Below are 24,913 nucleotides of genomic sequence, written 5' to 3'. Positions count from 1 at the left end.
GCCCGCTCCTCAGCTGAAAGAACAGCATGGCGAAGGTGCTCTATCGCGCCTTCATGCCTGCGGAGCGCGCTTCTCGACGGACGGGTCATACGAACGGATCGACTGACATGATGCCCCCTCTACCTGTCCGCGCCCCGGCGTCCGGCTCCTCCGCTTCCTTCCTCATCGACCTGAATGCGGAGGCCGGCCGATGATCCGCCCCGCCAGCTGGTCCCGCCTCCTGCGCGGCACGACGGCGCTCACATCGAGCGCCAGCCTCCTCGCCTTTGCCGCTGCCACGCCGGCGGCGCAGACCATCGCGCCGAACGACGGCCCCTTCCCCTACAGCTTCATCCAGCAGGGCACCGACGCTACGATTGCGGGCAAAGCGGGGGCGGCAGCGCCGGACATCATCGACCTCGCGTTCGGCGGCGGCTATTCCGGCAGCTCCAGCGACCCCAAAGCCACCGTCAGCATCCGCACGCAGGGCGGCCAGGGCGCCGCCGGTGCCTCCTCCGGCCAGTCCACGGGCAATGGCGGCAACGGCGGCTCGGGCGGCGGCGCGACCGACATCACCATCAACTTCGTCGGGGCACCCTTCCTCACCCAGAACACCGGCGCCGGCTCGGCGCTGAGCGTGATCGCGCTCGGCGGCTCGGGCGCCCAGGGCGGCGCTTCCGGCAACCGGGGCCAGGGCGGCGCCGGAGGCAGCGGCGGCGCAGTCGGCAACATTATCGTTCAGGTCCAGCCCGGTATCGGGACGCCGATCTTCTCAAGCATGGCGGCGGGACAGACGGCGGTGAGCTTCCTCTCCCAAGGCGGTGACGGCGCTGCTGCGGAAGACACCGTGCTGGAGGAAAAAGCGACCGGCTCGGCCGGCGGCGGCGGCGCGAGTGGCGGCACCATCGCAGTCTCCATGGTCGCGCAGGTCACGTCCCATGGCTCAGGCATCACGGCGACGAGCCAAGCCGGCAGCGGGGCGAACGGAGGAGAAGGCGGCTCGACGTTCGACTCCGGTACGGGCGGCGGCGGCGGCGGCGGCGGCAGCGGTGGCGACGTCACCCTCCAGCTCGCCGGCGGGACGGTGACGGTGGCGGGCGCCGCCGGGTACGGCACGGGCGCGGCCGCCAACGCGGACGCCTTCAACAATCCGGGGCAGACCGTCTCCATCAACACCTCGCTGCTGACGGTCGGCCTTCTGGCCCAGAGCATCGGCATGGAAGGCGGCGCCGGGGGCACCGGCAACGGCTTGACAGGCTCCACAGCCGGAGCCGGCGGCACTGGAGGCATTGGCGGCGCCGTGCAGTTGCAGCTCGGCGGCAACGACGTGACGACCGACTTCGCCACGACCGGGACCACCAACGTGACGACGAGCGGCTACGCCGCGGTCGGCGCCATGGCGCTCAGCACAGGCGGCAACGGCGGCAACGGCGCGCAAGCCGGCTCGCTGTTCCGGGAGCATGGCGGCAATGGCGGCGCCTCCGGCGCGGGCGGGACGGCCGCGATCTCGCTGATCAGCGCCCTCAGCCCCAACACTCCCCCGTCCACCACCGACCCGTCGCAATACCAGTACAGCTACAACCTGCTGCAGACCTCGGGCGGGGATTCCGACGGCGTGGTGGCGCTGAGCATTGCGGGCGCCGGCGGCTATGGCGGCAGCGTGACCGGCGGCTCGCTGGGCTTCTCGGCCTTCGTCGGCGGCAATAGCGGCGGCGCCAGCACCGGCGGCTCGGCGACGATCAACAACGGCCTGGTCTGGCTGAACGAAGACGACGGCTACTGGTCCATCCAGCCGGGCTACGTCGTCTCGACGACGGGCAATCATTCCCGCGGCCTGGTCGCCGCCAGCATCGGCGGCGGCGGCGGCCGCGCGGGCGACGCCTGGAGCGCCAACATCGGCGGCCTTGCGCTCAGCATCGGCGGCAGCGGCGGCAATGGCGGCACGGGCGGCACGGTCTCCATCTTCAACCTGGGTGGCGTGGTCCAGACCATGGGCACGCATTCCGTCGGCATCGACGCGGCCAGCATCGGCGGCGGCGGCGGCGCCGGCGGCATGGCCATCGCGGTCAACGTGACCAACGAGGTAGCGGGCCCGTTCTCCGCGGCTGCCGCGGTCGGCGGCAATGCCGGCACCGGCGCCACAGGCGGCTCGGTTGGCGTCTATAACGTCGGCCAGGTCCTCACCATGGGCGACGATGCCCATGGCATCCGCGCCCAGAGCATCGGCGGCGGCGGCGGCCATGGCGGCTCGGCGGTGGCGGCCGCGCTGCAGACGTCGGTCTCGGATCAGGAGTTCCCGTCGATCAGCGTGAGCACCAGCCTCGGCGGCAGCGGCGGCACCGGCGGCAAGGGCCGGGACGTCACGGTGCTCAACGCCGGGATGATCGGCACGATGGGCATCGGCTCAGCCGGCATCCTGGCGCAGAGTATCGGCGGCGGCGGCGGCACCGGCGGCAACGCGCGCGCGCTGAGCAACTCGGTGATGTCGCCAACGATCACCATTTCCACATCGATTGGCGGCTCGGGCGGGACCGGGGGCGATGGCGGCCCCGTCTCCGCCTATAACAGCGGCCTCCTGATGACGCTGGGAGATCTCTCGCCGGGCGTGCACGGGCAGAGCATCGGCGGCGGCGGCGGGCATGGCGGCGCGGGCCGCGCCAACAGCGGCAGCTACCAGAGCAGCAACGGCGATCTTCCCACCCTCACGGTCACGGTGGCCATGGGCGGGCATGGCGGCGCAGCCGGCGAAGGCGGCGCGGTGAGCCTCTACAATTACGCGCCGCAGACGCTGCCCAACCAGCCCACCGCCCTCGGCAGCTACGCCTTTAACGGGTCCGGCGGCATCCTGACGACCGGCGACGGCTCGGACGGCCTGCTGGCGCAGAGCATCGGCGGCGGCGGCGGCAACGGCGCCGCCTCGATGGGCGCCGGCAGCAACGGCAACCTCAACCTCCGGGTCTCGGTGGGCGGCTATGGCGGCGCGGGCGGCAATGGTGGCAGCGTGCTCGTGGACAACGGCACAGGCGCCATCGTCACGCGCGGCGCGCAGGCGGCCGGCATCAATGCGCAGAGCGTCGGCGGCGGCGGCGGGCGCGGCGGCAACGCGGCCATGGGCTCCGGCATCGACCCGACCTATGCGTTGGGAGGCTATGTCGGCACCCATCTCGCAAGCGCGCTCGGCATGGGACAGAACAACCCCGTGGTCCAGGTGACCTCGGACATCTGGGCCTGGCAGGCGCCGTTCACCGGCAGCTATGGGGACGTCCCCTCGCTGAACAGCATCGGCGATGGTTACGCCGAGGCCAATGGCGCCGGCGGCGACGCGCCTGATGGTGGCACCTCGCTCACCGACTACACGGTCAACCTCGGCGTGGGCTGGGCCGGCAATGGCGGCGCGGCCGGCAACGGCGGCACGGTGCAGGTCCTGGATGCCGGCAGCATCCAGACCACGGGGCCGCTCTCGGCGGGCATCTTCGCCCAGAGCGTCGGCGGCGGCGGCGGCGTGGGCGGCGCGACCGGCCCCTCCCTGGCCCGCACGAACCTCTCCGGCTCCTTCTTCCAGGGCAACCTGACCTTGGGCGGCAATGGCGGCGGCGGCGGCTCTGGCGGCGAGGTCGACATCACCCATAGCGGCAGCATCGCCACGCTGGGCGACCTCTCCTTCGGCATCCTGGCGCAGAGCGTGGGCGGCGGCGGTGGGCACGGCGGCGCGACGCTGACCGCCAGCGCGCCCACCGGCGGCGGCTTCCTGCTGACGCTGGGCGCCAGCGCCGGCGGGCAGAACTGGGGCGACAGCCAGTCGGGCGGGACGGTCAACGCCACCGTCAGCGGCACCGGCAAGATCAGCACCTCCGGCGACTACGCGGCCGGCATCCTGGCGCAGAGCGTGGGCGGCGGCGGCGGCCTCGCCACCGTGATGAGCGCGATCTACGACCCCACCACCGGCAAGTCCACCAGCTCCGCCGGCGCGCCTGCGGGCGCTGCGAGCGGGACGATCCCGGTCGCCTTCGCCTTCAACGGCGACGCGCCCTCCGGCAGCACGGGCGGGACGGTGAACGTCAACCTGCAGGACACCGCCACGATCAAGACCAGCGGCCTCAACGCCTCCGGCATCATCGCGCAGAGCGTCGGCAATGGCGGCGGCGTGATCGTCACCGGCGGCTTCCGGCCGACCTCGAACAACCTGTTCAGCAATCCGTCGGGCAGCGGGAACAACGGCGGCGCCGTCAACGTCACGACCGATCCGGGAACATCCATCACCACCACGGGCAGCGGCGCGGCGGGCATCCTGGCGCAGAGCGCTGGCGGCGGCGGCATCGTCCAGGGGCTCAACGGCAACAATTTCGGCAGCAACGTCGTCGTGACGACCGCGACCGGATCCGTCGGCGGACAGGTGACAGTCAGTTCCTTTGGCACCATCGCGACGACGGGCGCCTATGCGCATGGCATCTTCGCGCAGAGCACCGGCTTCGGCGGCATCGTCGGGCAGGATGACGGGACCGGCTTCGCTTTCTCGGGCGCCTCGTCGGCCTGCGGCGCGTGCACCTCGACTGCCCTCGTGGCCGTCAACCAGGGCAGCGTGACCGTCAGCGGGGCAAATGCCTGGGGCGTCGTTGCCATCGGCAGCGGCGCCGACTCCGCCACTGGCAACGTCGCGGTCGGCGGCTATACCGACGCGAACGGCAACCAGGTGGGCGGGCAGGCGCAAGTGGTGGCCAAGGGGTCGGCCGCTGGCGCGGTCTTCATCGCCGGGGCCAGCAGCACCGTCCCATTCACCGGCACCGGCGTCCTGGTGCGGCAGGGCGGCGTCATCGATGGCAGCCAGAGCACGAGCCAGGTCGCCATCGGCTCCTGGAGCAACGGCCCGACCTCCGGCCAGGTCAACAACCTCGGAGGCACCGTGCTGGGCTCGGTCGTGCTGGGCGACAGCTCGACGCTGCAGAACGCGCGGCAAGGGCGCGTCGAGATGGGTCCGGTGATGCAGTTCGGCCCGAACGGCCGGGTCTCGAACGACGGCATCCTTTCGGTCGGCTACGGCACCGCGATCTCAGCGACGACACTGACCGGCAAGCTCTCCCAGAGCTCCACCGGCCGCCTGCTGGTGGACACCGACCATGCCGCCGGCCGCGCCGACATGCTGACCGTGCAGGGCCGCGCCGAGCTCGCCGGCATGATCGAGGCACGGCCAATCACCCTGTCCAAGGCCCCCGTCACGGTGCTGACCGCATCGGGCGGGATCGATCTCGACCCCGCCACCACCGGCTATCGCAGCCACGTCTTCGACCTGAAGCCGGTCAGCGACGGCTCCAGCCTGCATATCCAGCCCAGCGCCGACTTCATCGGCTCCGGCCGCCTCGGCGCAACCCAGCTCCAGGTCGCAGCGCATCTCCAGGAAGCCTGGAACAACGGAGAGAGTCTGGGCACGGGCTTTGCGGCGCTGGCCGGGATCAAGGATAGCGGCAGCTACGCCCATGCGCTCAATACGCTCTCGGGCCAGACGATCGGCGCCATCGCAGCCGCCCACTTCGCGGCGAGCCAGGCATTCGTCAGCAACATGCAAAGCTGCCCGGATCTGGTCGACGCCACGCTCGGACTGCGCGAGCGCGACTGCGTCTGGGGCCGCGTCATCGGCAACGCGACCGTACAGGACACGCTGCCCGGCTCGCTCGGCTACCACGCCAGCGCGGTGACGGCGCAGATCGGCGGCCAGCGCGAGATCCGGCCGGACTGGTTCCTCGGCGGCTCGCTCGCCTATGAGAGCAGCCGCTTCTCCGGCAGCCGCGGCACCTCGACCGTCACCGGCGACAGCGTGCTCGGCGGCCTGGTGCTGAAGCACCAGCGCGGCGGCTGGCTGTTCTCGGGCGCACTCGACGCCGGCTACGGCTCCTATGACAGCACCCGGCAGATCGTGCTGGGCGATACGATGCAGTCGGCGACGGGCTCGCCCAACGCCTGGCATCTCGGTGCCACCGCTCGCCTCAGCTACCGCATGGCGATGGGCGACTGGTACGTAAAGCCGATGGCCGAGCTGCGCGTCGCGCATATGGCCGCCGGCGCCTATACCGAGGGTGGCTGGAGCCCCTTCCGCCTGGCGGTCGCGGGTGAGACGGCGACCATGCTGACGGCAACCGGCGCGGTCGAGGTCGGCACACGCATCGATCTCGGCTCCTTCGGCACGCTGCTGCCCTTCGCCAGCCTCGGCCTCAGCGTCAACGGAGACGATGGCTGGGCCGCCACCGCGCGCTTCGCCGGCGTGCAGGGTGCGACCGCGGGCTTCAGGGCCACGACGCCGATCCCGAACGCGCTCGCGCGCGTCTCGGTCGGCGCCAACCTGGCGACCGCCGGCAACCTCGAGCTGAAGCTCCAGTACAACGGCGATTTCGGCGACCGCTACAGCTCGCATACCGGCCTCGCCCGGTTGGCCGTCCGCTTTTGACGGATCGGGGGCACCCAACTCCCAATCCCTGGCTCGGCCGGTGGCCGGACGCCTGATCTGCATGCCTTCCGCCCACCCCATCGAACGAGAGGAACCCATGAGACACGTGATCCTGCCACTGCTCGCAGCCGCAGCTAGCCTCGCGGCCTTCGCCGCGCCAGCCTCGGCTCTCCCGCAACTCCCGATCCCCGAGCCGACGCTGCAGGTCGTGCCCGTCGCTCAGGGCTGCGGCTGGGGCGCCTGGCGCGGCCCTTGGGGAGGCTGCCGAAGCACACCGTATTATGGCCGCCTCCCTGGCGGCGGCTGGACCGGTCCTGCTCCGGTCTTCGGCGGCAATGGCTGCCCTCCCGGCTCCTGGCGCGGCCCCTGGGGCCATTGCCGCAACACGCCCTATCACGGCCCGCTCCCCGGCGGCGGCTGGAAGTGAACCCCTCCCTCGTTCCCCTCAAGTTTCCGGAATCCATGCCATGAAGATCTTCGCCCCGATCCTGCTCGCCACGGCGCTGCTTGCCGGACCGCATCAGGCCTTCGCACAGCAGGCAACCGCTCCGCAGGCGCAGCAGCTCCCCGACTGGAGCGACGCCGATGCCCGCGCCGTGCTCAACGCCAGGCTCGCCGCGCTGCGCGTGGTCGCCGAGCTGACGCCCGAGCAGGAAAAGCTCTGGACGCCCGTGGAAGCCGCCATTCGCGACATCAGCAAGGCCGCTTCCGACCGCCGCAACGGGCGTCAGCAGGCGGCCGCGCCCGGCAGCTTCCTCGACGTGCTCGGCGCGATCGCCGATGCGGAAGAGGCACGCGGCCGCGAGCTGCGCCGCCTCGTCGAGGCCGCGCGCCCCTTCGTCGCCTCGCTGTCAGACGGGCAGAGGCGCCGCCTGCCGGTCTTCCTCGGCATGACCGACCATGGCGGGCCGGGCCAGCCGAGCGCGACGCTCTGGCTCTTCGAGGAGGAGGAAGGCTGAACGGCAGGTTCCCGGCCGGCTGCCGATCCGCCTGGGCGGCAGCCGGTCAGACCTGCACGGTACGCGAAATTGGATCGGACGCGGCAAATGACCTCCCTTACAGTCGATGATCAGGCGCGCACCCGCTGGATCCTGCTTCTCGGCGTCAGCCTGGCAAGTTTCGTCGGCTGTATCGACTTCACCATCGTCAACACAGCGATCGCCGATATCCAGGGCGGCCTCGCGGCTACGGTGAGCGAGGCGCAATGGATCGTCGCGGCCTTCGTCATGGCCCTGTCCGGCTTCATGGTGGTGAGCGGACGGCTGGCGGATCGCTACGGCCGCAGGCGGCTGTTCTATATCGGAATGGCCGCATTCACGCTGGGCTCGCTCGGTGCCGGCGCGGCGCCGTCGATCGAGGCGCTCATCGGCTTTCGCTTTGTCCAAGGCGCGAGCGCCGCAGCGCTCTACACCACCACCGCCGCAATCGTGTCGGACGCCTTTCCCGAGGCGATGCGCGGGCGGGCGCTCGGCCTGCTCTTCGCCGCCAACGGCATCGGCCTCGCGCTCGGCCCCGTCGCAGGTGGCGTGCTGGTCGAATTGCTGGGCTGGCGCTGGGTGTTCTTCGTCAACGTGCCGTTCCTTCTGCTCAGCGCCGTCCTGTGCTTCTCCTCCGTCCGCGAGACGCGAGACGAGAGCGATCGCGGACCGCTCGACTGGCCGGGCGTCGGCCTCCTGCTCGCAGGGCTGGCGAGCCTGCTGCTCGGCCTGACGCAGGCCAAGGACTGGGGCTGGACTGCGATCCCGACGCTGGCGGCGACCGGAGGCGGCCTTTGCCTGCTGCTGCTGTTCGTCGTAGTGGAGCGGCGTGCCGCATCGCCGCTGATCCGCCTCGACCTCTTCGCCAATCGGCGCTTCGCGGCCGCCGGCATCGCTACCTTCGCGCTCGCCTTCTTCTATTGCTCGGCGTTCTTCCTGATGCCGCTCTACCTCGGCGTCGTCCGCGGCTATGGCAGCCTGCTCACCGGCCTCATGCTGCTGCCGACGACCGCGCTGGTGGCGCTCGCATCGCCGGTGGTCGGCAAGCTGGCGGACAGGCACGGGCCCATGCCGCTCCTCGCGGCCGGCCTCGCCCTGCTGGCATTATCGGCCAGCTTGCAGATGCTGTTCTCCGAGGCGACGAGCACCCCCTTCGTCATTCTCGCCTTCGCGACGATGGGTATCGGCTGGGGCTGCATTCTCGGCCCCTCGACGCTTGCCGCCCTGTCCTCGGTGCCGAAGCGGCTCGGCGGCGTGGCGATGGGGGCATGCTGGACCATTCACAATGTCGGCGGCGCGACCGGCCTGGTGCTGTCGACGCTGCTCTACCGAATGTTGGCCGAGCAGGCGCTGCAATCCGAGGCGCATCTTTCCTCCGGAATTGATCCGGCCTGGATCGACCGGCTGGTCTCCGAGCCGACGGTGGCGGCCGAGCAGCTCGCCCGCCTCCTCGGCGGAGCGCCGAATCCCGGGCTGGTCGACGACTTCTTCACGAGCGGCTATCGCGCCGCCATGGGGCTCCTGACCGCCGCGACGCTACTCGCCCTTGCCGCGATGGTCGTGCTGGCCCGGCGAGGCGCCCGCGGCAACGCACCGGGTGCTTGAAGCATCGGCAGGGCGAGCAATCCAAGCCAAACTGCAGCTAAGGACGAGGCGGCACCGCGTGCTCGACGACTATCGGCTTTTCACGACCCAGCTGGTCGTCCTGTGGGCAATGCTCAACCCCATCGGCCTTCTGCCTCTCTTTCTCGGGGCGACGACCACCCTTAGCGCATCCCAGCGCCGCCGGGCCGCCTGCTTCAGCATCGTCATCGCGTTCGGCATCCTGACGATCTTCGCGCTGGCCGGACCGATGCTGCTGCATGCAATGGGCATTTCGCGGCGGTCGTTCCAGATCGCGGGCGGGATGATCGTCTTTGTGTTCGCCTTGAACATGGTGCTTGGCGATGCCCCGGCGTCTCCCTTCAAGACCGAGAAGGGAGATTCCGCTATGTCCGTCGCAGTTCATCCGCTCGCGACGCCGATCATCGCCGGGCCCGGGGCGATGCTCACCATCGTCCTCCTCATGGACAACAATCGCGACACCGTGCTCCAGCAGGCGCTTACCATCGTCGCGCTCGCCGCAGTCCTTGCCGTCATGCTTGGCGTCTTTCTGCTGAGCGAGACGCTGCGGCGCCTGATCGGCGCGAACGGTGCAAATCTCATCCGCAGGATCATGGGGCTGCTCCTCGCAGCCCTCGCCGTCAACATGGTGCTGAGCGCGGTCGCCCTGTGGCTTCGTCTTCCGGAAATCTAGCGAAGGGCGGCTTTATCCTGCAGACGCAAGCCCGTGCCGGATGAGCTTCAATGGCGCGGCGCAGTCGCCGACATGAGGCGCTCGACCGATCTTGCGGTTTTGTCACGGGTCGCGGAACGTCGCCAAGCACAGTTTACCCGCCGGGACAGGAGTAACCGACATGGCTGAGCCCGCCATCGAGACGACCCGCGGATCGGCGGGGACCTTCCGGTGTCGCGCCTCGGCTACGGAGCGATGCGGCTCTCCGGGCAGCCCGGCAACTGGGGGCCTTACCCGGACCCGGAGGGCGCCGGGCAGGTGCTGCTGCGCGCGCTCGAGATCGGCGTCAACCTGATCGATACGGCCTATGCTTACGGGGCGGGGCTCAACGAGACCCTGATCGCCCAGTCGCTCCAGCCCTATCCGGACGGGCTCGTCATCGCGACCAAATGCGGACAGACCAAGATGGGGCCGGGCGTCGCCTACAAGGACGGCCGGCGCAAGGCCATCCGCACCGGCTGCGAGGCGAGCCTCAAGCACCTGCGGGTGGAGCGCCTCGATCTCCTGCAACTGCACTGGAGCCCGCCTGGCCGTAGAAGCTGGCGTCGACGCTCTTGGCTTCAATTGTGTGGGGCCTTCCAGCCCTCGCAACATCGGAGACTCTGCTGTCGCCGAGATCACGAAATTCACACCGCCTTCAGTCGCTACATTCCTGCTGACCGTCGAGCGGACAGCCGACGCAATAGCTGCCCATGTGCGCAGTACGCGTCCGACCACCGTCCAAATTCTATGGAATATCGATCCGGCCGAGTCCTCTCGTCTGGCTGACATCGAGCCTCATGTGCGTCGAGTTCAGGTTGTTCACGTCGAGAGCCGCGCAGCGCTGGAGATGATCCCAATCTACAGCCCGTACGTTCACGCCTTCCTGCTCGACTCGGGCCAACCCAACGCGGCGACGCCGGAATTGGGCGGAACAGGTCGACAGAACGATTGGGCGATAAGCGCCGAGTTTGTTCAGTCCAGCCGTCTCCCAGTGTTCCTCGCGGGCGGCCTTTCCCCCGCGAATGTCGGTGACGCCATCCGACAGGTAAGGCCGTTCGGCGTCGACCTGAGTTTGGGCGTCCGGATTGCAGGCCGGTTGGATCCGAGCAAATTGGCGGCCTTTGCCTTATCCGTGCGGAAAGCGGATGAAGCTCTGAACTCGGCTTAAGGTCGGAAGCTGACGCCAGACCGCTAACCCAGCAGTTGAGTCCCGGAGTGCATCGTAGTCTAGACTTTTCACATCATGAAGCGCATCGGCGAGTCGATAAAGAAGACGCGGCGCGTACCGGAAAAGGCCCGACTGCAGGTCGGTGCCGTGCCGGTCCGCCACTCGCCGGATGGCTCGATCGAGGTTCTCCTGGTCACCACCCGGACCACGAAGCGCTGGACCGTTCCGAAGGGTTGGCCGATCAAGGGGCTCAAAGCCCATGAGGCCGCCGCGCGCGAAGCGCAGGAGGAAGCCGGCGCCATTGGAACCATTCGCAGGAAGTCGATGGGCCGATACCTCTACTGGAAGCGGATGGAGGACTATATGCTTCTGTGCGAGGTGAAGCTCTTTTTGCTCACCGTCACGGGGCGCCTAGACGATTGGCCGGAGCGCGATCAGCGGCGGCACCAATGGTTCAAGCTGGCGACGCGGCCGACCTGGTCGAGGAGCCGGGCCTGAAAGCGGTGATCCACTCCCTCAAGCTTGATTAGATTGCTTGCCAAGGAGGCCAGCACGATGGCTTTTCCGCTTACACTCGTCGATCTCGCCGGCTTCATCGCGCTCCTGCTATGGGGCACGCATATGGTCCAGACGGGCGTCCAGCGCGCGTTCGGGCCAAGGCTCCGCAGCATCCTGGGCAACGCGCTGCGCAACCGCGGCCGGGCTTTTCTCGCGGGAGTGGGGGGCACGGCCGCGTTGCAGAGCAGCACGGCGACCGGGCTGATGATGGCGGGCTTCACGGCGGCCGGCCTGGTCGCATTGGCGCCGGCGCTAGCCGTGATGCTCGGGGCCAATGTCGGGACGACGCTGATCGTCCAGGTCCTATCCTTTGACGTCTCGGCACTGATGCCGGTGCTAGTTCTGATCGGCGTCCTGATGTTTCGCCGCGACTCCAGCCCGCTCACGCACGATCTGGGCCGCGTCTTCATCGGGCTTGGCCTGATGTTGCTGGCGCTGCATCGCCTGCTCGAAATGATGACCCCCTACGAGGACGTGCCGAGCCTGCGGCTGCTGCTCGGCGCGATCAGCACCGAGCCGCTCATCGCGGTCCTGCTGGCTGCCAGCGTCACCTGGGCGATGCATTCGAGCGTGGCAGTGGTCCTGCTGATCATGTCGCTGGCCAGCAAGGGCGCGGTGCCGCCGATTGCCGCATTCGCGCTCGTGCTCGGCGCCAACCTCGGAACCGCGCTCAATCCGATCATCGAGGGCAGCTCCGGTAGCGATCCCGCCGGCAAGCGCCTTCCGGTCGGCAATTTCCTGACACGGCTCGTCGGCGTCGTCCTGGCCCTGGCATTCCTGCCCGCGATCGGGACCTTCATGGTCACGATCCAGCCCGACGAGGCGCGTGCGGTGGCGAGCTTCCACCTGGTCTTCAATGCTGTTCTCGCGCTGCTCTTCTTGCCGCTGCTGACGCCTTACGCGGCCTTGCTGGAACGGCGCTTCGACGACGTGCTCGACCATCTCAACACAGCGATCAAGACCTATCTGACGTCAATCGATCCCGATGAGCTCAACGACGCGGACCATCGGCGCCTTGAGGAGATCCTGACCTTTGCCATGAACATGGAGCATGCCGGCGACGTTATCGCCCGCAACCTGCTGCCGCACGCCTCGAAACGCCTGAAACGTGGCCTCAGCTTCTCAAGAGACGAAGAGGCCGACCTCCTGTCCATGTTCGATCGCCTAAGTAGCAATCTACGAACCGCCGCCTCTCTGTTCATGACGGACGATCCGCGCGCCGCCCGGTTGCTGGCGGAAGAGAAAGCAATTTTTCGCGATACCGAGCAGGCAGCCACGCGAGCCCATGTCGATCGATTGCGGGCTCGCCGTCGCGACGTCGCAGAAACGAGCGCGATGCACCTCGACCTGCTGCGCAACATCAAGCTCGTGAACAGCTACATCGTCGCTGCCGCGGCCTATCCGGTTCTTGAGCGCATGGGCGAATTGCTGCCCAGTCGGATTGGCGGAGGATCCCTATCCGACTGACTCCAGCAGTCGATCGCGACCAAATCGATGAGGAAAGCGAACTTGGCGACGATTTGACGGATTGCGCTGCCACGTGTTCGAAACGGAATTCCGCTAAGGGGCGCAAACGGCCCCCACTCCACCGGATATGAATGTCCGCTTCTAGGCGGTGGCTCAACGTCTGCTGTTGGCGCTTGCGGCGCGCGTGTCGACGCGGCGCTCCTTCGACAACTCGGCATCGGCCCTATCATCGGTTCTCAGGATCACGATGCCGTATCGTGCGGCAAACCCGGGGAGTACGTCCAGGGCTGCCCGATCATGCGCGCGAATAATCCATTCAGTTCCGGGGCCTGACGATGCCGGACATCCGTGTTGGCGCCGGGATCGAGAAACGCCTCGCCGCAGGCGAATTCAGGCGTCGCCGCCAGCGTGCTTGATATCGAAGATATGGCGCATGCGCTCGACCAGGCGCTGTACCGAGCCGGGCTCGACGGCACGGCTTTCCGGCAACGATCGCTGCCGTTCATTATCCATGCGACGCGCGAAGATCATGGCCAGATCCTCGGCGATGACCGGGCGATCCTGCATTAATGGGGCAAGGCTCGGCTGCGCGATCTCGTAGATGACGACAAGCGTCAGCGCCTTGATGGTTCCCGGTTCCTTGGCGCCTGTGAGCAGTCCTCCCTCGCCGAAGAAATCGCCGGGCGCGAGGCGCCCCAGTTCGATCTCCTGGCGAGCCTTGGCCCGTGTCACGACCGCGACGCCGCTGCGAAGGACCATCAGCGATTGCAGCGTCGTGCCCTGTTCGACGACGATCTCGTTCTTGCGAAAGGTCCGCCGGACCATCGCCGCTGCGAGGACTTCCTTCTCGTCCTCGGTCAGGGTTGCAAACAGTGGAACCGCGTCGAGCAACCGCAGCGGCGTGGTCCGATGCCGGGATGTTTCGATCTCGGAGCGTGTCCCGCCCGAGGACATCGTCGCGGGGGCGGCCTGGTCATCGGCGATCGGGACGAGTTTGAGATCGTTCGCCAGCGCGTGACGGTAGATCAGGTCGAAGAGCTCGTTCCTGGCGGCTCCGGATCTCGATATGTCGGTTACGCGGAACGACAATTCGATGTCGATCGACGTTCCCGTCAATTTCTTGATCTGTACGGCCGGCGGCGGGCTCTTCAGGGTCGCATTACAGCTCAGCAGCACATCGCGCATCGCCTCGACCAGGACGCGAGGGGGTTTTGTGGGCAGCAGCGACACCATCAGTTTGACGCCATGGCTGCGCTCGGGGCTGCTCATATTGGTCAAGGTCGCCTTGGCGAGGCTGCTATTGGGCAGGACCACGAGATCGTTGGCGCCGTTGAGCAGATGGGTCGCGCGCCAGTTGGTTTCCAGCACCCGCCCCTCGATGCCGTCATTGAGCACGATCCAGTCTCCGACCGCATAGGGGCGGCCGATATTGAGCGCGACACCGGAGAAGACGTCGCTGAGCGTGCTCTGCAATGCGAGGCCGATGATGATGGCCACGACACCCGATGTCGCGACGAGTGTTCCCACCGGCACGCTGAAGACATAGGCGACGACCGACAGCAGCGCGCCGAGATAGATCGTCCCGACGACGAGGTCCTGGATCAGCCGCCCCTCGCGGGGCTGCTTCTCGAAGATCAGGAACACCCGGACGAAGGCAATCAGCGCCCAGGCCGCATTGATCCACCAGATGATTTTCGCGATGCCGACGAAGACATGCTGGAGAGCGGCCGTCTCGGGCGGCGCTGCCTGGTAGGGCACGATGCCGTGATACAGCAGCAGGGCCGTCAAGGCCGCGAAGAACAGCACCTGGCCGAACAGGCGCTTGGCGGGATGGTGCCGCAGCGCGACGCGCGTGACCAGCGCGCCTGCCACCGCCATCAGCCCGGTCTGGACCATCGGGTCGGCCAGCAATTGCAGGATCGTCTCGGATTGAACCACGCTCATGCCGCGCTGCCGGATGCTGCGGCCCGAAGCAAGCGAGCCGGGCCTTGTCCTGGCGGAGTTTGGCTCAAGGACCGCGCTGTAGCCAGAGCGACATGCCCGGTTCGAGGCCATCGCTCCCGGCGACGGGGTCCAGCCTGACCCTGAAGCTGTTGAGATCGTGATCGCCGACCGCACGCGCGGCCCGCCATGTCGCGAATTCTCCCAGCGGTCGCAACTCGGTGACGCGTGCCGCGAGGCGGCTGCCATCGGCGCGCGTCAGGGAGGTCGTTTCGCCCAAGGCGAGGCCGCGCAGATAATCCTCCCGCAGCGTGAAGCCGAACCAGTATCCGCCAGCCACCAGCAGCGTCGCCACGGGCTTGCCGGGCGCGATGATCTCGCCCGGCTCCGCCACCCGGATGCCGATCGTCCCGTCAGCCGGAGCGGTCAGCCTGGTCTTGTCGAGCCTGGCCTGGACATCGGCAAGCGCCGCTTCCGCCAGGGCGACCTTCGTATCGGCAAGCGCGCGCTCCTCGGCGATGGGGCCGGCTTGCGCTGCCGTGGATTGCGCCTGCTTCAAGTCGAGATCGGCATGCGCCTTGGCAAGCGAGGCATTGCTCTCGTCGAGTTGCTGGCGGCTCGTGAAACTGCGGGCCGACAGCGCGACGGCACGGTCATTGTGCTGCTGCGCCAGGAGCAGGTTGGCCTGCGCCGTTCGGACAGCCTGGGCGGCGATCGCGACCTCCTCGGCCCGGACGCCCGAATGGACCCTGTCGCGCTCCGCCCGGGCGCTCGCCACGGCGGCGCGCGCCTCGGCGACGGAGGCGGCGAGTTCGGGGGTGTCCAAGGTCGCGACCAGATCGCCCTTGCGGACGGGCTGGCCCGGAGACACCGGGATCGCGGCAAGCCTGCCGGTGATTTCGGGAGCGATGCGGATTTCGGTCTGACGGACCATGCCCGCGATCGCGACCGAAGCCGCCTCGCCGCGCCGGCCGTAGAGGAGGGCGCCCCCCAGCCCGATAAGCAGCAGGGCACCGGCCAGAAGCAGGACTTTCCGCCTAGCGCCCATAAGACGATCTCCATGGCCCCGAAACACGGGCCGCCAGCATGGCGAGCGCGGCGTAGATGCCGGTCAGGAGCCATAACCGGCGCCAATCGGCTGCGACATCGACGAAGGATGCGCCCATCTGGTTGATGCGGACGAGCCCGTCGATGCCCGAGGTGCTGGGGAAGATCACGCTGATCCGACGCAGGATTTCAGGAATGGCTTCAGGCGGCCACGCCACGCCGACGAGGAAGAACAGCGGCAGGCTGATCGCGATCAGCAGCAGCACCGCCGTTTCGCGCCGCTTGAACCAGGCGCCGACGAACTGGCCGAGGAAGCTGACCGACAGGATGAACGGGATCGCGAAGGCCAGGATGTCGAGAAGGTGGTCGCTGCTGGTGAAGCCGTAGATGCGTGGCAGCACGACGAGATAGAGCGCAAAGCCCGGCAGGGCGAGCAGCAGATGGGCGAGAGCCTGCCCGATCACGGCGGCGGGGAGGCCGCGGCGGCGGCGCGCGGCCTGGCCGCCGCGCTCGAATGCGATGCCGCCGACGGTCGCGGCGCCCATAAGCAGGGTCTGCTGCAGGATCAGCACGAAGGCCGCCGGCACGATGTAGCTGGCATAGCCGCCGGTCGGGTTGAACAGCGGCTGATTGAGGATCACCACCGGCGAGCCCTTCGCCAGTGCCGCGCGATAGAGGCTGCCATCCTGTCTCGCGCCACGGCCTGCAAGCTCGGCGGTCACCGTGCCGACCGATTCCAGGATGCCCTGCAAGGTCCGGCTGTAGAGCAGGAAATAGGCGGAATCGACATAGGCCGGCAGCTTTGCGCTGTTGCCCTTGAGGACCTCGCGCTGCGTCCCGGCCGGGATGTTGATGATGCCGAAGACCTCGCGCCGGGCGAGCGCGGCTTGCGCCTCGGCGAGCGTCGCGGTCCTGGTCGCCACCGAGACGGCCTCATGGGCGTTGAGCGCCTGGATGACCGTCCGGCTCAGATCGGACGCATCATTGTCGACGACCGCGATCGGCACGCCGCGAATGAGCTGTCCGAGATATGGCTGCGGGTAGAACACGCCATAGATAATGGGGCCGAGCACGATCAGGCCGAAGGCGCCGCGATCGCGCAGGATGCGGCCATATTCATGGACGAAGGCGCGCACGATGCCGAGCCGTCCGCCCCGGTCGAAATCCGCAGGCGCCTCCCGCGGCGGCAGCGGGCGGCGGGCGATCGCGCGCAGCCGCAGCAGCGCGAGGCCGAAGAACAGGGCGGCCAGACCGGCCAGGACCAGGAAAGGTTCGAGGGAATCCCGCGCGGGCACGCCGCGCGCTGCCTGGTCGAACAGAATCTGGATGTACCAGCGCAGGGGCAGCAGCGAGCCCCAGGCTCGGCCGAACGCGCCCATCGCCAGGACCGGGAAGCCGACGCCGGCGAAGCCGAAAGCCGGCGAGCAGACGATGCCGGTCAGGGTCAGACCGGTCGCCAGATTCCTGACGAGAAGCTGGAAGAGCGCGCCCAAAGCGAGATAGGCGGTGACGAGAAGGCAGGCCGAGGCCCCCATCAACAGCGCCTCGCCGCGAAACGGGATCTGGTAGAGGCCGTGAATGACGCCGAGCCCGACCGCCATCATCACGATGAAGATGCCGAAATAGGGCAGAAGCTTTCCCGTCAAGGCCGTCAACGGGCTGCCGCCCGCCACGCGCAGCCATCCCGCCATGTCGCGGCCCGCGAATTCCGACCCCACGGCATAGCCGGCCGCGATCGCGATCATGACGTGGAGCACGGTCGGCAGGATCGCTCGCAGCAGGAACTGGGCGTAGTTGAGGGCCGGATTGGTCAGCACATATTGCTCGACGACGAGGGCTCCCGGCGCATAGGCGGAATTACTCGCGGCAGGCGCAGTCATCGTAGCCGCAGCGGATGAGAGCGCCGCCTGCAGCGCGCTCGACGCGACATTGCCGGGCGTGAAATACTGCTTGTTGTAGAAGATCACGATCTCCGGCCGCTTTGCCGCCAGCATGTCGCGCTCCAGCTCGCGCGGCAGGTAGACGGTGGCGATCGCCTCGCCCGAGCGGATCGCATGCATCGCGTCGTTGAGTTCGGATGAGGGCCTGGCGACGCTGACGCCCGGCGCCGCGTTGACGGCCTGGATGAAGGCCGCCGAAGTCGGCGTCCGGTCCTGATCGACGATATCCACGCGCAGATCCCGGATCACCGCATTGCTGAAGGTTCCGGCCAGCAGGGCGAAGGCGATCAGCGGAATCGCGACGACGAGGACAAGCGCAACCGTGTCGCGCCAGATCCAGCGCACCTCCCGCGCCGCGACCGCCAGCAGGCCGGTTGCCTCGGGCATCGACATCAGCGCGCCCCGGCGCGGTCGAAATAGACGCTCATGCCGGGCCGCAGACCCGGCAGCGGCGCGATCGGATAGGCCCTGACCTCGAAGGTCCGCAGGTCGAAATCGCCCGTGGCGCGGGTGGCGCGCCAGCCGGCATATTCGCCGCGCGTCGCGATGGTCCGCACCGCCACGGTGACGGGTCGGTCGTCGAGCGCGGGAACCTTGACCTCGAACCTGTCACCGGGCTTCAGGCCCTTGACGAGGTCCTCGCGCAGGTCGAAGCGCATCCAGACATCGCTGAGATCGACCAGTGAGAGCAGCGGCACGCCCGGCGAGACATATTCGCCGGGCTCCGCGCCGACCTGATAGACTTGCGCGGCAGCGGGGGCCTTCACGGTCAGTTCGGCGACCTGCGCCGCCAGCGTGGCGATCGCGGCCTCCGCCTTGGCGACGTTGGCCTGGGCCACGCCGCGCTCCTCGGCCGTGTATCCCGCCACGGCTTCCTGATAGGCGAGCTTCGCCTGCTCGGCGCTTCTTTGCGCGACATCGAGCGAGGCCGTCGCTTCATCCAGCCGCTGGGTCGAGGCGAAATCGCGCTCCGCGAGCTGCTTGACCCGGTCATACGTCTGCTGGGACAGCGTCACCGAGGCCTCTCCCGCTGCGAGCGCAGCCTTGCGCGCCGCAATCACCTCCGGCCGCGTCCCGACCTGGACACGAGCGAAATCCGCCAGCGCGACCGCCCTGGCAGCCTCAGCCTCCTTGAGCTTGGTCAAGAGCTGCGGGTTCTCGATCGCGACCAGAATCTGCCCGGCAACGACATTGTCGCCGCGCGAGGCTGGTCGCTGACTGAGGCGGCCATCGACACGGGCGGCAATGTCGATCCTCGTGGCATCGGTCTCGCCCTGCACCAGAAGCGGCTGCGGCTGGGCGACATACCAGAGCGACAACCCGATGATGGCCGCCACGGACAATATGACGATGACCGCCGCGGGCGTTATCTGTCGCTGCGAAACCGAATTTCCCTGCGCATCCGGATTTGTCCCGCCCCCGGAAGCTTCCTGAGGCAGCTCCGAAGAAGCGACATGGGCGTCGGGAGCAGGCTTCATCGGCTCAACCATTACGGAGCTCTTCCAGCCGGCATGACGCTGTCCTGCAGCCTGCAGCACACATCATTCCATTCTCGCAACAGCGGCGCGCGTCCTGCGCCAGGATTGCCTGTGCCCCCGGACATCACTGGCGCACGCTTCAGGCCGGGAAGACCTAACCGCGCGCCGCCCCGAGCAGGAGTGAGCTACCGGGAACTAACGGTGAGACGAACAGCGTCTCACGATGCAAGCGCCGGCGCTTTGAGGGTGCAGCGCCGCGCGTTGCTATGCCGCCGCCTGCGCGCTCAGCTGGTCCAGCAACCGCTGAAAGCGGTCCGAGCCGCGCAGGTGGTCGAAGCGCGAATCGGTCCTGAGCCACACGGTCGAGAGCTCGCGGCGCGCCAGTGCAACCTCGATGGCCTCGAGACAGCGCTCGTTGTCGCGCAGGGCCGCCGCGAGCGTTGCGCGTGCGAAAGCCGTCGCCTCGCCGTTCGGGGATGTCAGGAGCGCCTGGCCGCGCTCAGGCTCGCCAAGCCAGGCCTCGATCTCGGCCCGGGCGAAGACGAGGTCCCTGCGACCCCTTGCCTCGGCCTCGATCAGGATCGCCAGCGGGCGCGCCAGCTCGGGCTGTCCGGCGAAGATCTCGGCCAAGGCCCTGTAGAAAAGGGCCTCGACAGGTTGCCTGGGGCCGTTTCGCACAGCCGCCGCGTCGCCGATCAGCAAATGGTGACGGCGGGCCTGATAGTGGCTCAGGGATTCGGCGATGTCCTGCTGGGAGGAGAACGGCTCGATCGCACGCGCTTCGCGAAACCGCCGTTCGGCCTCGTCATGCCGCTCGAAGATCGTCAGGAGCACGGCATGGAGCCTGGCCGCGCGCGCATTCTCGCCGAGTCGCAGGGCCTTCTCGAACCAGGCTTCGGCTTCGGGCCCATTCCGGTCGAGCCAGGCCGCGATGGTGGCGCTGGCCGTATGCGCTTCAACAGATCTGGGATCGATCTCCAGAGCCCTGCGCGCCGCGCGCTTCGCCGCGACAGAAGCGGCCGCGTGATCGATGAGGCCCAGCCGGAACAGGTCGCAATGACAATCGGCGATGCCGGAATGGCCGCGGGCGTAATCCGGAGCGGTCCGGCTGACATCGGCAAAAAACTGGAGCGCCTCGTGCAGGGCCGAGGGTGTCTGGCGGTCGAGGAGCTGCCGCGCCGTATAGATCTTGGCGTTGGCTTCCAACGCGGCGGGACCGGGGCGAATCTGCAAGGCGCTCATATGGGAGCTGTCGAGGCGAATGCGGTTGAGCATCGTCGCCGCGATCCGCTCCTGAAGCTGCATGCGCTCCGTTCCCGGCGCGTCGAAGCGGTCGGACAGCACGACGAAGCCCCTGGGATCGCAGACCTCGACCGTGACGCGGATCATCTCGCCCTCGCGCCGCACGGCCCCTTGAAGGATCGCATCGAATCCGAAGGCGCTTGCGAGCTCGACCGGAGAATAGGGCTTGTCCCGATATTGATAGACGGCAGCCCGCGACGCGATCCGCAAGCCCTTCGCCCGCCCGAGCGCGAACATCAATTCATCCGTCAGCCCTTCGGCGAAGGTCTCGTCCTCGGGATCGCGCGAAAGCGCGCGAAATGGCATGATAGCCAGGGCGGCGCCCGAGCCCTTCTCGAAGATCGGGCCGCTGACGTCCAGCGCATTGCCATCTGCGTGTGTCGCCGTCAGCTTCGGCATGTTCCAGGCGAAGGAGGGCACATAGTGGCCCGTCGTCAGCGTGATGAGCACGGGATCGGCCGGGCCGTCCGCGGTATAGTAGTCCTTCAGCTTGCGGCGCAGCCGGCGCATCTCGACGCGGACGGTGGAATCGATGCGCGGATCATAAGCGGGTTCGCGCCCGTAGACGGCGTTGCCGATCACGGTTTCTTTCAGGGAGCCGCCGGCGCCGTTGAGCGCTTCGGCGACGATGAAGCGCAGGAGTACGATCAGTCTTTCGGAACCTGCGAAGGCTGCGCTCGACTGCAGCCTGTCGAGTTGCGCCAAGACATCCGGCGGCGAAGGTGTGAGGGACTCCAATGGCGCTCTCTTGCTTGCCACGACGAATACGGCCGTCCGGAACAACCGTCCGGGCGATCAGACTTAGGCATAGGCCGATGATGCAGAGCCGCCAAGCGCTCCATGAGGGAGGTCGGCGCACGCTGCGCGACCGGTACAAGCGCATGCAGATGATCTTCCAGAACCCGTTCGCCAGCGCGGTGCAAACAGATCACGCTTCGCTCTGTGGTGATCAAGTGCGACGTCCAGGCAGGCCAGCCGATCTAATGTCTGCTTCTTGGCATCAGGCCGCCGTCCGCTATTGGCGCATCTCGGCCGGACCAGCGTCCGGCGCTTCTGGCCCTTTCCTGACATCTGGAGCGTCCGGTTTCGGGCGGTTCAGTTTAGCGATGTGCCGCGCAGCCGGCTTTGGCCCCTTGCCGACGTTGGGAAAGTCCGCTCTGGGGGGCGCGCGACATCCGACAGACGATTTTGGGCCAGCTTACAGGACGGATTCGATCTCGACGCTGAGAGATCGACAGCGGCCAAACTTCCGGTTCGGCGCAGGTACTACAACGAGGATCGGCCGCACGACGCCATTGGCCATAAGCCGCCGATCTCGTTACAGAACCCCGGTGGGCGAACCCAGCCCGCCGCCGTGATAAAGGCCGGAAAACTCCACTCTCCGGCGGTCCAAGAAATGGGACCGGATCAATGAAACCTAGGACTCTCCCTCAGCTCGGAGGATAAAAGGGTCTCAGGTCACAAGGTCTAGCGTGCATGTTAGCCGAAGAATCTAGCGCCGAAGTCCCGTGACGACTGATAATGGGCTCATGCGATATAACGTCTACGATTTGTGAGGGCAAAGTGTCGAACGACGGCGGGGCCCGTGCCTTGACGAAGCAAAACGCCTACCATTTCGGCGATTTCCGGTTGCTGCCAGAGGCCCAGGCCCTCCTGCACAAGGGACAAACCGTCGCGCTCGGGGGGCGAGGTTTCGATATACTGACCCTGCTCGTGGCCAGGGCTGGCGAGGTGGTCAGCAAAGCCGATCTGTTCGCGCACGTATGGCCGGACTACATTGTTCACGACCATAACTTGAAGGTCAATGTCGGCAACCTTCGACGCTCGCTGGCCGAACTCGATCCTGCCGTGGATTACATCGCAACGATCGCCGGCCGCGGTTACAAGTTCGTCGCCGCGGTGGAGAGCGATCGCCCAGCGGCAGCACGGAACATTGCTGCAGTCGCGAGCTATCATACCGCTCCGCCGCAAGTGCCGCCGCTCCTCGGTCGCGATGACGCGATCCGGCAGATCTCCGGGCAGCTCGATCAACCGGGTTATGTCACTATCGTCGGGCCAGGCGGAGCCGGAAAAACGTCACTTGCGGTCACCGTTGCTCAGCGTTGCTGCGGTGCAGGCGAAGCCACTGCCTTTGTAGACCTCTCGACGCTCAGCGATCCCCGATTCGTCGTGCCCGCGATTGCCACCGCTCTCGGTGTCTCGCTTGGATTTGACGATCCGATCGCAGGCGTGATCGACGTTCTTCGGAGCAACAAGCTGCCTTTGATCATCGACAATTGCGAGCACGTCATTGCGATGGCCGCGACGATCGTCGAGCGGATATCATCAGAGGTTCCTGCTGCCCGTATCCTCGCGACTAGCCGCGAGCCGCTGAGGACGCGGCAGGAACAGATCCATTTCCTCTCCGGGCTCGCTTATCCAGACCAGACGATGGCGCTCTCCACGAGCGACGCGATGCAGTTTCCAGCGGTCCAGCTCTTCATCACCAAGGCGCAAGGCTCAGGCGTTGCCGAACCGACGGACCAATATGTCCGGAACGTCGTCTCGATCTGCACACGGTTGGAAGGCCTGGCACTCGCGATCGAACTGGCCGCCGGCACGGCCGGCCTCCTTGCGCCCTCGGCACTCGATGATCTCTTCAAGGATGGTTTTGAATCGATGAGCAGGGGCGCACGGGATGCGCCTTTGCGTCACCAGACGCTGGAGGCCACTCTCGACTGGAGCTACCGGCTTCTTCCCGACCGCGAGGCCGTCTTGCTCGATCTGCTTTCGGTGTTTTCGGGCCGCTTCAACGCCGACGACGTGGAGGCCCTGTATTCCGCCGGCGCCCTCGAGCCGATGACAGGACGTGACGCCCTCTCGCAGCTTGTGGCAAAATCGCTCGTCTCTGCGGAATACGACGGCGGGACTGTGAACTACAGGCTGGCCGAGAGCACCGGCACCTATGCTGCGCGGCGTCTTTTCAGTTCACGCCACAGGGAAAAAGCAAGGCGACAGTTTGCCATCCGGATCAAAGATAAGCTGCAGCTCGCCGAGCGGGAACGGTCATCCCAGACATCTCGCGAATGGTTACGGAAATATCGCAGGCAGATCGACGATGTCCGAGCCGCGATCGGGTGGGCGTTCGATCCTGCGGGCGACGCCGAATTGGGCGTCGAGCTGGTGGTCGCTGCGTTGCCGCTGTGGCAAGAACTTTCGGCGTTCAGGGAAATGCTGGCGGCCATCGACCTTGCAAGCGAAAACAGCGCAGCCCTGCCAGGGCTCGCGCCTCTGACCCGAGCCAGGCTTTCCACGGCGCGGGCATGGGCCATGACGCTGGCGCGCCACATGCACCCGCAAACCGACGACGCCTGGCGCGAAAGCATCTTTCATGCGAGCGGATCGCGCGACGCCGAATTGCAAATACGCTCGGTGTGCGGACAGGCCGTTTTTCTTCTTTATTCCGGTCGGCCGCTCACGGCGTTACGCAGCATGAATGAATTTGCGGCAGCAAAGGGTTTGGACTGGGCGGCTGCGCCCGACGGCAAGCGCCTGTTGGCGCATATCGAAATCTACGCAGGCGAGCTAAATTCGGCATCGGCCCGTCTGGAGGCACTGATGCAGGATTGGGGTCACTTGGAAGAGGGTCATGGTCTTGCCCGGTCCCAAGTCGATTTGCCCGCTGCCATTCGTCTGTCTCGGGCATTTTTGTGCTGGTTAGAAGGTGATCCTGCTCGTGCCTCCAGTCTGGCCGGCTGGGCCATCGATCGGGCCGCCGATCTCGATCACATGATAACGCTCGGCAATGCGATCTCGCTGGCGGGCCTTCCGATCGCGTTCGTCGAGGGCGAACTGGAAACTGCTTTGCAGCTTCAGCGGCAGCTGGCCGAAGTCAGCCGGCGTGAAAACGTCGGCATTTACGAGGGAACAGCCGTGTTTTTCGCGGGCGCTATCCAGTCCGCTAAAGGCGACAAAGCCGGCTTCACCTTGATGCAGGACAGCATCACCGGATTGCTCCGGGGCGGCTGGCGTGCTCGCGTGCCCTTCTACCGCAGCCTGATGGCGGAGGCCTATATTGCCGTGGGCGAAATGCAACTTGCCGAGGATAGTCTGCGCGCAGTGCTTAGAGAAATCGGTATTCGCGAAGAACGTTGGTGGCATCCGGATCTCTGGCGCGTCGCGGGAATGATCGAAGCCGGCAACGCGCGGCCACACAAGGCGATGCGCTATTTGCAAAAATCTTTGGATTGCGCGCGTGCCATCGGTGCAGGCGGAGCGACCAAGCGGACCCAACTTGCCATGGCTGCATTGGACCTACGCTGAT

Annotated in this window: 14 protein-coding genes and 1 pseudogene; 10 read left to right on the top strand and 5 right to left on the bottom strand. The window is 67.2% G+C overall.

Annotated features, from left to right (window positions below; all coding sequences use genetic code 11):
* Nucleotides 1-190 precede the first annotated feature (190 nt).
* From DWF00_RS08385 to DWF00_RS08345, 9 genes and pseudogenes are all read left to right on the top strand, one after another.
* Nucleotides 191-6,415, top strand: a complete 6,225-nt coding sequence (locus tag DWF00_RS08385) for a hypothetical protein (protein WP_114827154.1) — start codon at nucleotides 191-193, stop codon at nucleotides 6,413-6,415.
* A gap of 97 nt (nucleotides 6,416-6,512) precedes the next feature.
* The gene (locus DWF00_RS08380) at nucleotides 6,513-6,842 is read left to right on the top strand and encodes a GCG_CRPN prefix-to-repeats domain-containing protein (protein WP_245973799.1); all 330 of its coding nucleotides are present in this window, start codon (nucleotides 6,513-6,515) and stop codon (nucleotides 6,840-6,842) included.
* Nucleotides 6,843-6,882: 40 nt separating this feature from the next.
* Nucleotides 6,883-7,374 carry a hypothetical protein gene (locus tag DWF00_RS08375; RefSeq protein ID WP_114827153.1) on the top strand — a complete coding sequence of 164 codons (492 nt, stop codon included), beginning with the start codon at nucleotides 6,883-6,885 and terminating at the stop codon, nucleotides 7,372-7,374.
* Between the two features lie 87 nt (nucleotides 7,375-7,461).
* Complete coding sequence (locus DWF00_RS08370) at nucleotides 7,462-8,997, top strand: MFS transporter (protein WP_114827152.1); 1,536 nt, start codon at nucleotides 7,462-7,464, stop codon at nucleotides 8,995-8,997.
* Nucleotides 8,998-9,055: 58 nt separating this feature from the next.
* Nucleotides 9,056-9,688, top strand: a complete 633-nt coding sequence (locus tag DWF00_RS08365) for a MarC family protein (RefSeq protein ID WP_114827151.1) — start codon at nucleotides 9,056-9,058, stop codon at nucleotides 9,686-9,688.
* A gap of 210 nt (nucleotides 9,689-9,898) precedes the next feature.
* A pseudogene (locus DWF00_RS30105) lies at nucleotides 9,899-10,243 on the top strand (aldo/keto reductase); the annotation flags it as partial.
* Nucleotides 10,244-10,295: 52 nt separating this feature from the next.
* The gene (locus DWF00_RS30100) at nucleotides 10,296-10,877 is read left to right on the top strand and encodes a phosphoribosylanthranilate isomerase (protein ID WP_210207828.1); all 582 of its coding nucleotides are present in this window, start codon (nucleotides 10,296-10,298) and stop codon (nucleotides 10,875-10,877) included.
* 75 nt (nucleotides 10,878-10,952) lie between these two features.
* On the top strand, nucleotides 10,953-11,375 hold the full coding sequence (locus DWF00_RS08350; RefSeq protein ID WP_245973797.1) for an NUDIX hydrolase: 423 nt from the start codon (nucleotides 10,953-10,955) through the stop codon (nucleotides 11,373-11,375).
* Between the two features lie 57 nt (nucleotides 11,376-11,432).
* Nucleotides 11,433-12,902, top strand: a complete 1,470-nt coding sequence (locus tag DWF00_RS08345) for a Na/Pi cotransporter family protein (RefSeq protein WP_114827961.1) — start codon at nucleotides 11,433-11,435, stop codon at nucleotides 12,900-12,902.
* Between the two features lie 390 nt (nucleotides 12,903-13,292).
* On the opposite strand, the gene DWF00_RS08340 is transcribed toward DWF00_RS08345, so the two are convergent.
* The 5 genes from DWF00_RS08340 to DWF00_RS08320 form a co-directional block, all read right to left on the bottom strand.
* Complete coding sequence (locus tag DWF00_RS08340) at nucleotides 13,293-14,840, bottom strand: mechanosensitive ion channel family protein (RefSeq protein ID WP_425453106.1); 1,548 nt, start codon at nucleotides 14,838-14,840, stop codon at nucleotides 13,293-13,295.
* Nucleotides 14,841-14,910: 70 nt separating this feature from the next.
* Nucleotides 14,911-15,891 carry an HlyD family secretion protein gene (locus tag DWF00_RS08335; RefSeq protein WP_114827148.1) on the bottom strand — a complete coding sequence of 327 codons (981 nt, stop codon included), beginning with the start codon at nucleotides 15,889-15,891 and terminating at the stop codon, nucleotides 14,911-14,913.
* On the bottom strand, nucleotides 15,881-18,223 hold the full coding sequence (locus DWF00_RS08330; protein ID WP_114827147.1) for an ABC transporter permease: 2,343 nt from the start codon (nucleotides 18,221-18,223) through the stop codon (nucleotides 15,881-15,883). Before DWF00_RS08330 ends, DWF00_RS08335 begins: the two co-directional genes overlap by 11 nt.
* Nucleotides 18,223-19,167 carry an HlyD family secretion protein gene (locus DWF00_RS08325; protein ID WP_245973796.1) on the bottom strand — a complete coding sequence of 315 codons (945 nt, stop codon included), beginning with the start codon at nucleotides 19,165-19,167 and terminating at the stop codon, nucleotides 18,223-18,225. The genes DWF00_RS08330 and DWF00_RS08325 overlap by 1 nt, the downstream gene beginning before the upstream one ends.
* 405 nt (nucleotides 19,168-19,572) lie before the next feature.
* The gene (locus tag DWF00_RS08320) at nucleotides 19,573-21,393 is read right to left on the bottom strand and encodes a TPR end-of-group domain-containing protein (RefSeq protein ID WP_147283613.1); all 1,821 of its coding nucleotides are present in this window, start codon (nucleotides 21,391-21,393) and stop codon (nucleotides 19,573-19,575) included.
* A gap of 807 nt (nucleotides 21,394-22,200) precedes the next feature.
* On the opposite strand from DWF00_RS08320, the gene DWF00_RS08310 reads away from it, so the two are divergent.
* Nucleotides 22,201-24,912 (top strand): ATP-binding protein, encoded by a 2,712-nt coding sequence (locus tag DWF00_RS08310; RefSeq protein WP_245973795.1) that lies wholly within the window; start codon nucleotides 22,201-22,203, stop codon nucleotides 24,910-24,912.
* The last annotated feature ends 1 nt before the right edge of the window (nucleotide 24,913 follow it).

Source organism: Allobosea caraganae, assembly GCF_003351345.1.
Taxonomy (GTDB): domain Bacteria; phylum Pseudomonadota; class Alphaproteobacteria; order Rhizobiales; family Beijerinckiaceae; genus Allobosea; species Allobosea caraganae.
Note: the sequence above shows the minus strand (reverse complement) of the source record. Positions and strands in the feature narration are given on the sequence as shown.

Bases quoted from the DNA above. Each gene is read 5' to 3' on its own strand.
- DWF00_RS08385 (WP_114827154.1), top strand. From the start codon at position 191: ATGATCCGCCCCGCCAGCTGGTCCCGCCTCCTGCGCGGCACGACGGCG.
- DWF00_RS08380 (WP_245973799.1), top strand. From the start codon at position 6,513: ATGAGACACGTGATCCTGCCACTGCTCGCAGCCGCAGCTAGCCTCGCG.
- DWF00_RS08375 (WP_114827153.1), top strand. From the start codon at position 6,883: ATGAAGATCTTCGCCCCGATCCTGCTCGCCACGGCGCTGCTTGCCGGA.
- DWF00_RS08370 (WP_114827152.1), top strand. From the start codon at position 7,462: ATGACCTCCCTTACAGTCGATGATCAGGCGCGCACCCGCTGGATCCTG.
- DWF00_RS08350 (WP_245973797.1), top strand. From the start codon at position 10,953: ATGAAGCGCATCGGCGAGTCGATAAAGAAGACGCGGCGCGTACCGGAA.
- DWF00_RS08345 (WP_114827961.1), top strand. From the start codon at position 11,433: ATGGCTTTTCCGCTTACACTCGTCGATCTCGCCGGCTTCATCGCGCTC.
- DWF00_RS08335 (WP_114827148.1), bottom strand. From the start codon at position 15,891: ATGGGCGCTAGGCGGAAAGTCCTGCTTCTGGCCGGTGCCCTGCTGCTT.
- DWF00_RS08330 (WP_114827147.1), bottom strand. From the start codon at position 18,223: ATGTCGATGCCCGAGGCAACCGGCCTGCTGGCGGTCGCGGCGCGGGAG.